The organism is Aeromonas sp. HMWF014 (genome assembly GCF_963878295.1).
Taxonomy (GTDB): Bacteria; Pseudomonadota; Gammaproteobacteria; order Enterobacterales; family Aeromonadaceae; genus Aeromonas; species Aeromonas popoffii.
On sequence record NZ_CAWNYS010000150.1, the window covers coordinates 1 to 9,554 of the forward strand.

At 59.1% G+C, this 9,554-nt stretch carries 9 protein-coding genes; all 9 read left to right on the forward strand.

From position 1 onward, the window contains the following. A partial coding sequence (rseP, locus tag AAC083_RS06010) for an RIP metalloprotease RseP (RefSeq protein WP_108536077.1) occupies window positions 1–1,000 on the forward strand: 1,000 nt, incomplete at its 5' end. A 34-nt stretch (window positions 1,001–1,034) separates the two neighbouring features. Further along, entirely contained in the window at window positions 1,035–3,458 is a 2,424-nt protein-coding gene (gene bamA / locus AAC083_RS06015; protein WP_108536078.1) for an outer membrane protein assembly factor BamA, read from the forward strand. A 148-nt stretch (window positions 3,459–3,606) separates the two neighbouring features. After that, window positions 3,607–4,119 carry an OmpH family outer membrane protein gene (locus AAC083_RS06020; protein WP_042038165.1) on the forward strand — a complete coding sequence of 171 codons (513 nt, stop codon included), beginning with the start codon at window positions 3,607–3,609 and terminating at the stop codon, window positions 4,117–4,119. Between the two features lie 3 nt (window positions 4,120–4,122). Continuing rightward, complete coding sequence (gene lpxD / locus AAC083_RS06025) at window positions 4,123–5,142, forward strand: UDP-3-O-(3-hydroxymyristoyl)glucosamine N-acyltransferase (protein ID WP_042038365.1); 1,020 nt, start codon at window positions 4,123–4,125, stop codon at window positions 5,140–5,142. Between the two features lie 24 nt (window positions 5,143–5,166). Continuing rightward, window positions 5,167–5,628, forward strand: a complete 462-nt coding sequence (gene fabZ, locus AAC083_RS06030; protein WP_042038166.1) for a 3-hydroxyacyl-ACP dehydratase FabZ — start codon at window positions 5,167–5,169, stop codon at window positions 5,626–5,628. 5 nt (window positions 5,629–5,633) lie between these two features. Then, window positions 5,634–6,425, forward strand: a complete 792-nt coding sequence (lpxA, locus tag AAC083_RS06035) for an acyl-ACP--UDP-N-acetylglucosamine O-acyltransferase (RefSeq protein WP_084204677.1) — start codon at window positions 5,634–5,636, stop codon at window positions 6,423–6,425. Beyond that, window positions 6,418–7,557, forward strand: a complete 1,140-nt coding sequence (lpxB, locus tag AAC083_RS06040; RefSeq protein ID WP_108536079.1) for a lipid-A-disaccharide synthase — start codon at window positions 6,418–6,420, stop codon at window positions 7,555–7,557. The genes lpxA and lpxB overlap by 8 nt, the downstream gene beginning before the upstream one ends. An 81-nt stretch (window positions 7,558–7,638) precedes the next feature. Continuing rightward, window positions 7,639–8,229, forward strand: a complete 591-nt coding sequence (gene rnhB / locus AAC083_RS06045; RefSeq protein WP_108536080.1) for a ribonuclease HII — start codon at window positions 7,639–7,641, stop codon at window positions 8,227–8,229. Between the two features lie 62 nt (window positions 8,230–8,291). Further along, window positions 8,292–9,554: DNA polymerase III subunit alpha (dnaE, locus tag AAC083_RS06050; RefSeq protein ID WP_146181594.1), on the forward strand; the 1,263-nt coding region annotated here is incomplete at its 3' end.

Below are 9,554 nucleotides of genomic sequence, written 5' to 3' on the forward strand. Positions count from 1 at the left end.
GATGTTCATGATCGGCGTCCCTGCCGTCAAACCCGTGGTGGGGGAGGTGCGTCCCGCCTCCATAGTCGCGGCGGCCGGGATCGAACCCGGCATGGAGATCGTCGGTGTCGGCGACAAGGCGACCGGTGACTGGGAGAGCGTGACCTATGCCCTCATCAGCCACTTGGGCGATGATTCCATGAAGCTCAAGCTGAAAGCGGCCAATACCAGCTATGTGGTTGACAAGACCCTCCAGCTCGATGGCTGGAAGTTCGACCCGGACAAGGAGTCACCCATCGGCAGCCTGGGGATTGTGCCCCTCGGTGGCAAGGTTCTGCCCGTGGTCGAGGCCATCGTGCCCAACAGCGCCAGCGAAAAGGCCGGCATTCTGGTCGGTGATCGCATCAAGCGGGTGGGCGAGCAGGAGGTCACCGAGTGGGCCCAATTCGTGCTCGAGGTGCAACAGTCTCCGGAGCAGCCACTGCTGCTGGTGGTGGAGCGGGCGGGCAGCGAGCTGACCCTGACCCTGACCCCGGATGTGAAAAAAGTGCGGGGCCAGCTGGTCGGTTTTGTCGGCCTGTCACCGCAACTGGTTCCATTACCGGATGAGTATCGAATTCTGTTACAGTATGGGCCTTTACAAGCCCTGTGGCAGGGCGCCGAGAAGACTTGGAGCCTGACCACTCTGACCTTTGACATGATTGGCAAGCTGATTGGTGGCGTTGTTTCGCTGGATAATCTGAGCGGCCCCATCTCCATTGCCAAGGGCGCAGGCAGCAGTGCCGATTACGGTCTGGTCTATTTCCTCGGCTTTCTGGCGCTGATCAGCGTCAACCTGGGGATCATCAACCTGTTTCCCCTGCCGGTGCTGGATGGTGGCCATCTGGTCTACTTCCTCATCGAGGCAGTCACCGGTAAACCGGTATCAGAAAAAATTCAGGAAGTGGGTTTCAGGATCGGCGCCGCCATTCTGATGTTACTGATGGGCATTGCGCTGTTTAATGATTTCGCTCGCCTCTGAGGCCAGAGCATCAACAAGGACACATAAGAACAAAATGGCTGTTAAAAAAGCATTGGTGTTGAGTTGCCTGCTGGGTGCCAGTTTCCTGGCCCAGGCGGCCCCTGCCTCTTTTGTGGTGCAAGATATCCAGGTCGACGGCTTGCAGCGAGTGACGCTGGGAGCCGCCCTGTTGAACCTGCCTATCCGGGTTGGCGATACCGTCGATTCCGTGACCCTGGCCAACGCTATCAAGAAGCTCTACTCCTCCGGCAACTTCGAGGACGTGAGGGTTTATCGTGACGGTCAGGTGCTGCAAGTGGCAGTCAAGGAGCGGCCGACCATCTCCAGCATCGAGTTTTCAGGTAACAAGGATATCAAGGAAGAGCAGCTGACCCAGAGTCTGGAGTCTTCCGGCATCCGGGTGGGTGATCCGCTGGATCGCACCGTATTGAGCTCCCTCGAGAAGGGTCTGGAAGATTTCTACTACGGCGTGGGCAAATACTCTGCCAAGGTCAAGGCCATCGTTACTCCGCTGCCGCGCAACCGGGTTGACCTCAAGTTCACCTTCGTGGAAGGGGAAGCGGCCAAGATCCAGCAGATCAACATAGTCGGCAACAACGTCTTCCCGGAAAAGAAACTGCTGGCCCAGCTCTCCCTCAAGGATGATGTGCCCTGGTGGAATTTCACCGGTGATCAGCGTTACCAGAAGCAGAAACTGGCCGGTGACATCGAGACCCTGCGCTCCTACTACATGGACCGTGGTTACATCCGCTTCACCCAGGAGTCGACCCAGGTCTCCATGACCCCCGATAAAAAGGGCGTTTATGTCACCCTCAATATCAAGGAAGGGGACCAGTACAAGGTCTCCGGGGTTCAACTCAAGGGCGATATGATCGATCGTGGCAGCGAGATGAAGGCCCTGATCCCCATAGCGGTGGGTGGCATCTACTCCGCCAGCCAGGTAACCCATACCGAAGAGGTGCTTTCCAAGTTCCTCGGCCGTTACGGCTACGCCTATCCGAAAGTGGTCACCTTCCCGCAGGTCAATGACAAGACCAAGGAAGTGGAGCTGATCGTCAACATAGAGCCGGGTCCCCGTGTCTATGTGCGCAACATCAACTTCAGCGGCAACGTCACCACCAAGGATGAAGTGCTGCGTCGCGAGATGCGTCAGATGGAAAGCACCTGGCTCTCCTCCGACAGCGTCGAGCAGTCCAAGACCCGCCTCAACCGCCTCGGCTTCTTCGAAACTGCGGAAGTGGACACCAAGCGGGTGCCTGGCAGCGATGACCAGGTTGATCTCGACTTCAAGGTCAAGGAGCAGCCAGCAGGCTCCATCAACGCCGGTGTGGGCTATGGTACCGAATCGGGCCTGAGCTTGCAGGCGGGCCTGCAGCAGGACAACTTCATGGGTACCGGCAAGAAGATCGGTATCTCCGCCAGTACCAACAAGTACTCCAAGAGCGTCGACCTCAGCTACAACGATCCTTACTTCACCGTGGATGGGGTCAGCCTGGGTAGTCGTCTCTACTACAACAAGTTCAGTGCGGCCGATGCCAACATAGTCGACTATGAGAACACCACCATCGGCTACCGCCTCTCCAGTGGTTTCCCGGTCAACGAGAACAATCGCCTCGACTTCAGCCTTGGGCTTGAGAACAACAAGCTGTCCCAGCCCAACCCCTATCTGCAGGTGGATGAGTTCTGGAAGATTTACAGTGACAACAAGGATGGTGACAACCGCATGACGTTCAACACCGTCGACGTCACCGCAGGCTGGACCCGTTCTACCCTCAACAAGGGGATGTTCCCGACCGCAGGTGACCGTCAGCGTGTGAACGCCAAGGTGACTGTGCCCGGCATGGATCTGCAGTACTTCAAGCTGAACGCCGAAGACGCGCACTACTTCCCGTTCGATGCGGATCACCAGTGGGTGCTGATGACCCGGGCCCGCGTCTCCTACGGCAACGGTTACGGCAGCAACGGCAACTATGACCACGTCTTGCCGTTCTTCGAGAACTACTTCGCGGGTGGTTTCGATACCCTGCGTGGTTTCAAGAGCAATACAGTGGGTCCGAAGGCGCTCTACTACTACAACCTGAGTGGCAATGACGTCATCCAGGGGACTGACAGCTCGGTGGGCGGTAACGCCCTGGCGGTGGCATCCCTCGAGATGATAGTGCCGACGCCGTTTGCGTCCGAGACCTATCAGCCTCAGCTGCGCACCAGCTTCTTCATCGATGCCGGTTCTGTCTGGGATACCACCTTCGACTATGACCAGTTCAAGAACCGCTGTTTCAGTGGTTGTAACTATCTGGCCGACTATTCGGATCCGACCAACTACCGTGCCTCGGCGGGTCTGTCGCTGCAGTGGCTTTCCCCCATGGGACCGCTGGTGTTCGCGATTGCCCGTCCGCTCAAGGAGTACGAGGGCGATCGCACCGAGTTCTTCTCATTCAACATCGGCCGTACCTTCTAAGGACGGACGCACCCCCACCCATGCGGTGGGGGTATTCAATGATGGGACGCGCATCTTGCGTGCCTCACCAGGTAACAAGTCGGTCCGGGTACCACTTGCATAATCGGGTAAATCAGGTAGCCCTCACATGAGGGAACAAGGAGTAAGTGTGAATAAAGCGTTGAAAGTAGCTGGTTTGAGTTTTGCACTGATGGCTGCCGGCATGGGATCCGCCTTGGCCGAGACCAAAATCGCTGTGGTTGACATGGGCGAGGTATTCCAAAAGCTGCCCCAGCGTGAAGCTGTCTCCAAGAAGCTGAAAGGTGAATTCGAGCCGCGTATGCGTGAGCTGCAGAAGCTGGAAGCCGATGGTCAGCAACTGGTCGAGAAGTTCAAGAAGGACGAAGCCTTCATGAGCGCCGAGCAGAAGAAGCAGAGCCAGGAGAAACTGGCCAAGCTGCAGATGGAGTTCAACCAGAAGCGTCAGGCGTTCGAGCAGGACAACGGTCGCCGTCAGTCCGAAGAACGCGGCAAGATCCTGACCAAGGTGCAGGCTGCTATCGAATCCATTGCAAAGAGCAATGGTTATGATCTGGTGCTGGAGCGCAATGCTGCCCCGTATGCCGCCAGCAAGCTGGACATCTCTGCCCAGGTTATTTCTCAGGTAAGCAAGAGCAACTAATTGATGGCATTCACTCTCGCACAGCTGGCCCAGCAACTGGGGGCCCAGGTCCATGGCGACGGAACCCTGGAAATCCGCAAGGTAGCGACACTGGAAAAGGCCGGGGAGGGGGATATCACCTTCCTGTCCAATAAAAAGTACCGGCATTATCTGGAACAGAGCAAGGCCACGGCCGTGCTCATTACAGAAGCGGATTTGCCATTTTGTTCCACCAATGCCCTGGTGATCAATGACCCCTATGTGGGGTTTGCCCGGGTAGCCCAACTGCTGGACACCACGCCGCAACCGGCCACGGATATCCATCCGAGCGCCGTCATCGCGGCTGACGTGCAACTGGGCGAGAGAGTGGCCATCGGGGCCAATGCGGTGATCGAATCCGGCGTCGTGCTGGGGGATGACGTGCGCATAGGTCCTGGCTGTTTTGTTGGCAAAAATACCCAACTGGGAGCACGCTCCCGGTTGTGGGCCAACGTCACCCTGTATCACAACATCACCATGGGCACCGACTGTCTGGTTCAATCCGGCACAGTGATCGGCGCCGATGGATTCGGTTATGCCAATGAGCGTGGCGAGTGGATCAAGATCCCCCAGCTCGGTGGCGTGACCATAGGCAATCGGGTCGAGATTGGGGCCTGCACCACCATAGACCGCGGTGCGCTGGAAGATACCTGCATCGCGGATAACGTCATCATCGACAACCAGTGCCAGATCGCTCACAACGTCGAAATCGGTTACGGTACCGCCATCGCGGGCGCGACCACGATGGCCGGTAGTCTCAAGGTCGGCAAATACTGTATCATTGGCGGCGCCGCTGTCTTTAACGGGCACATGGAAATATGCGATCAGGCCACCATTACTGGCATGGCCATGGTGATGCGACCCATTACCGAGCCCGGTGTCTACTCTTCCGGCATCCCACTGCAAACCAATAAAGAGTGGCGCAAGACCGCTGCCCGGGTGATGCGTATCGAAGAGATGCACAAGCGGTTGAGCAAGCTTGAGAAGAAGCTGGATCAAGAATAATCACGATTGGTATAGGGTACTGTTTTGACTACTGAAAAGAAGAGCCTGGGTATCCAGGAAATCATGGATCTGCTGCCCCACCGTTATCCCTTCCTGATGGTGGACAAGGTGGAAAGCTACGAGATCAGCGACGAGCGCAAAACCCTGCGCGCTATCAAGAACGTCTCGTTCAACGAGCCGATCTTCCAGGGGCACTTCCCGGCCAAGCCGGTGTTTCCTGGCGTGCTGATCCTGGAAGCCATGGCGCAGGCCACTGGTATTCTGGCGTTTACCATGGTGGGCAAGCCGTCTCCCAACGAACTCTATTACTTTGCCTCAATCGATAACGCTCGTTTCAAGCGTCCGGTCGGCCCCGGCGATCAGCTGGTGCTTGACGTGGTGTTCCTGAAAGAGCGTCGCGGTATTGCCAAGTTCACCGGTGTCGCCACCGTCGATGGTGAAGTGGTCTGTACCGCCGAGCTGATGTGCGCCAAACGCGAGGTTTAATACACGTGATCGACCAGACTGCCATCATTCACGATACTGCCATCGTTCATGAGTCTGCCGTGATCGGTAAAGGGGCTGAAATCGGCCCCTTTTCTGTCATCGGCGCCGAGGTTGAAATCGGCGAAAACACCTGGATAGGCTCTCATGTGGTGATCAAAGGCCCGACCAAGATAGGTCGTGGCAACAAGATCTTCCAGCACACCTCCATCGGTGAGGATTGCCAGGACAAGAAGTACGCTGGCGAGCGCACTTTCCTCGAGATCGGCGACAACAACGTCTTTCGCGAGAACTGCACAGTGCATCGCGGTACCATCCAGGATCAATCCCTGACCAGGGTGGGCAGCGGCAACCTGTTCATGGTCAACGTGCACGTTGCCCATGATTGCCTCATCGGTGACCACTGCATCTTCGCTAACAACGCGACCCTGGCGGGCCACGTGGTGATCGGTGATTTCGTGATCTTTGGCGGTCTCTCCGCAATCCACCAGTTTGGTCGGGTTGGCTCCCACGCCTTCGTTGGTGGCTGCGCTGCCCTGAACAAGGACGTGCCGCCCTATGTGATGGCGGCTGGCAACTACGCCAAGCCGTTCGGGGTCAACTCCGAAGGGCTGCGTCGTCGCGGTTATAGCCCTGAGGCCATCTCGGCCGTCAAGCGTGCCTACAAGGAGATCTTCCGCTCCGGCAAGACCATCGAAGAGGTGTTGCCCGTGCTGATGGAGATGGCGGCCAGTGAACCGGCTGTTCAGCTCTATGTGGATTTCCTCAAGGACAACGAGCGCGGGATCATCCGTGCCTGATCCCGTTCGCATCGGTATCGTCGCCGGGGAGACCTCCGGCGACATCCTGGCAGCCGGGCTGGTGCGTGAACTGCAGCGCCGCTATCCGGATGCGCAGTTTGAAGGGATTGCCGGGCCGCGGATGCAGGCCCTGGGCGTCAAGGCGCTGTTCGAGATGGAAGAGCTTTCCGTCATGGGGATCACCGAGGTGCTTGGCCGTCTGCCCCGCATCCTCAAGGTCCGCCGCGAACTGCTGCGCCATTTTATTGCCAATCCGCCTGACATCTTCGTCGGGGTGGATGCACCGGATTTCAATATCGGGGTGGAGCTGAAACTGCGCCGCGCCGGTATCAAGACGGTTCACTACGTCAGCCCCTCTGTGTGGGCCTGGCGTCAGAACCGCATTCACAAGATCAAGGCTGCCACCGACATGGTGCTCGCCTTCCTGCCATTCGAGAAAGCCTTCTACGACCGTTTCGATGCCCCTTGCCGCTTTGTCGGCCACACCATGGCGGATGATATTCCGCTGGTGCCGGATCAAGCCGCGGTGCGCCAGGCGCTCGGTATTGACCCGGGCCGACGCTGGCTGGCCGTGCTGCCCGGCAGTCGCAGTGCCGAGGTGGGTTTCATGTCACCGGTATTTCTCGAGGCCTGCAAGCACCTGACAGTGCGTTACCCGGATCTCGGTTTCATCGTGCCGCTGGTCAACGACAAACGGCGCGAGCAGTTCATGGCCATCAAGGCCGAGCTGGCGCCGGATCTCGACATGGTATTGCTGGAGGGACAGGGGCGCGAGGCGATGATCGCCGCCGATGCCGTGCTGCTCGCTTCCGGTACCGCCGCGCTCGAAGCCATGCTGGTGAAAAAGCCCATGGTGGTGGGTTACAAGCTCAAGCCCTTCAGCTACTGGCTGGCCCAGCGCTTGGTGAAGACCGCTTATGTGTCCCTGCCCAACTTGCTGGCAGACCAGATGCTGGTGCCCGAGTTGCTGCAGCACGAGTGCACCCCGGACAATCTGGTGGAAGAGGTCAGCAAGCTGCTGGAACACGATAACCGCGAGCTCATCGCCACCTTCACCCGGCTGCACCAGCGCATTCGCTGCAATGCCGATGTGCAGGCCGCCGATGCGGTGGCCGATCTGCTTGGCAGATAATATTCCCGGGCGGCCGATTATGCTGCGCTAATCGACCCCATGTCAGGCCCTGCGGGGCCTGTTTTGATTCAAGGCTGCAAGATGATGATCGATATTCCCGAAGACAGGCTGGTTGCCGGTGTGGACGAGGTGGGGCGTGGTCCCCTGGTGGGTGACGTGGTCACGGCCGCCGTGATCCTGGATCCCGCCAACCCCATTGTCGGGCTGGCAGACTCCAAGAAGCTCTCCGAGAAGAAACGTCTGGCGCTGTTTGACGAGATCAAGGCCAAGGCGCTGGCCTGGGCCATCGGCCGCGCTACGCCGCAGGAGATAGACGAGCTCAACATACTGCACGCCACCATGCTGGCGATGCAGCGCGCCGTGGCGGGACTGAACGTCACCCCCGAGCTGGTCTTTATCGACGGCAACCGCTGCCCGGCATTGCCGATGGAAGCGCGCGCCGTGGTCAAGGGCGATAGCCTGGTGGCCGCCATCAGCGCCGCCTCGATTCTGGCCAAGGTGACCCGCGATGGGGAAATGACCGAGCTGGACAGCCGTCATCCCGAGTACGGTTTCGCCCGTCACAAGGGCTATCCGACGCCTGAGCACCTTGCCATTCTGGCCGAGCGCGGCCCCTTGCCCGAGTATCGGCAGAGTTTCAAACCGGTGCGCCGTGCACTGGGGATCGAGTAAACCATGCAGAGCTGCCGGCATCACGACATGCGCGCCACTCTGTGCAACGAGAGGGTATGACGATGGCTGAACCCCGTTTTATCCACCTGCGGGTCCACTCCGACTTCTCTATGGTCGATGGCCTTCAGAAGATCAACCCCATTGTCTCGGCGGCAGCGGCCAACAACATGCCGGCGCTGGCACTGACCGACCAGATGAACATGTGTGGCCTGGTGCGCTTTTATGGCGCCGCCCACGGCAAGGGCATCAAGCCCATCGTCGGGGCCGACTTCTGGGTGCAGAGCGAGGCGCTGGGTGACGAGCAGTTTCGCCTCACCCTGCTGGCCATGGATAACGACGGCTACCAGAACATCACCCTGCTGATCTCCCGTGGCTACCAGCGCGGTCACGTCCAGGGTCGCCCCGTTATCGACCGGGCCTGGCTCGCGGATCACGCCAAGGGCGTGATAGTGCTCTCGGGTGCACGTGAGGGGGATGTGGGCAAGTTCCTGCTCAAGGGCAACCGGCAGATGACGGAGTCATGCCTCGACTTCTACCGGACTCACTTCCCCGACGCCTACTATCTGGAGCTGCTGCGCACCGGTCGACCCGACGAAGAGGTCTACCTGCACATGGCGGTGGCCATCGCCACCGAGTTCGAGCTGCCGGTGGTCGCCACCAACGAGGTGGTGTTCCTCAACGCCGAAGACTTTGATGCCCACGAGATCCGGGTTGCCATCCACGATGGCTACACCCTGATGGACAAGCGTCGCCCGCGCCGTTACAGCCCGCAGCAGTACCTGCGCAGCCAGGAAGAGATGGCCGAGCTGTTCGCCGACATCCCGGAGGCGCTGGAGAACACGGTGGAGATCGCCAAGCGCTGCAACGTGACGGTGCGCCTAGGTGAATACTTCCTGCCCAACTTCCCGACCGGCGACATGACCACCGAAGACTTCCTGGTAATGAAGTCCAAGGAGGGACTGGAGGACCGCCTCGCCTTCCTGTTCCCTGATCCCGAGGTTCGCGTCGCCAAGCGCGGCGAGTACGACGAGCGCCTCGACATCGAGCTCAAGGTGATCAACCAGATGGGCTTCCCGGGTTACTTCCTCATCGTGATGGAGTTTATCCAGTGGTCCAAGGACAACGGCATTCCTGTCGGGCCGGGCCGGGGGTCGGGTGCAGGGTCACTGGTGGCCTATGCGCTCAAGATCACCGATCTCGACCCGCTGGAATTTGACCTGCTGTTCGAACGCTTTCTGAACCCGGAGCGGGTCTCCATGCCCGACTTCGACGTCGACTTCTGCATGGACATACGGGACGAGGTGATCGAGCACGTCTCCGAGATG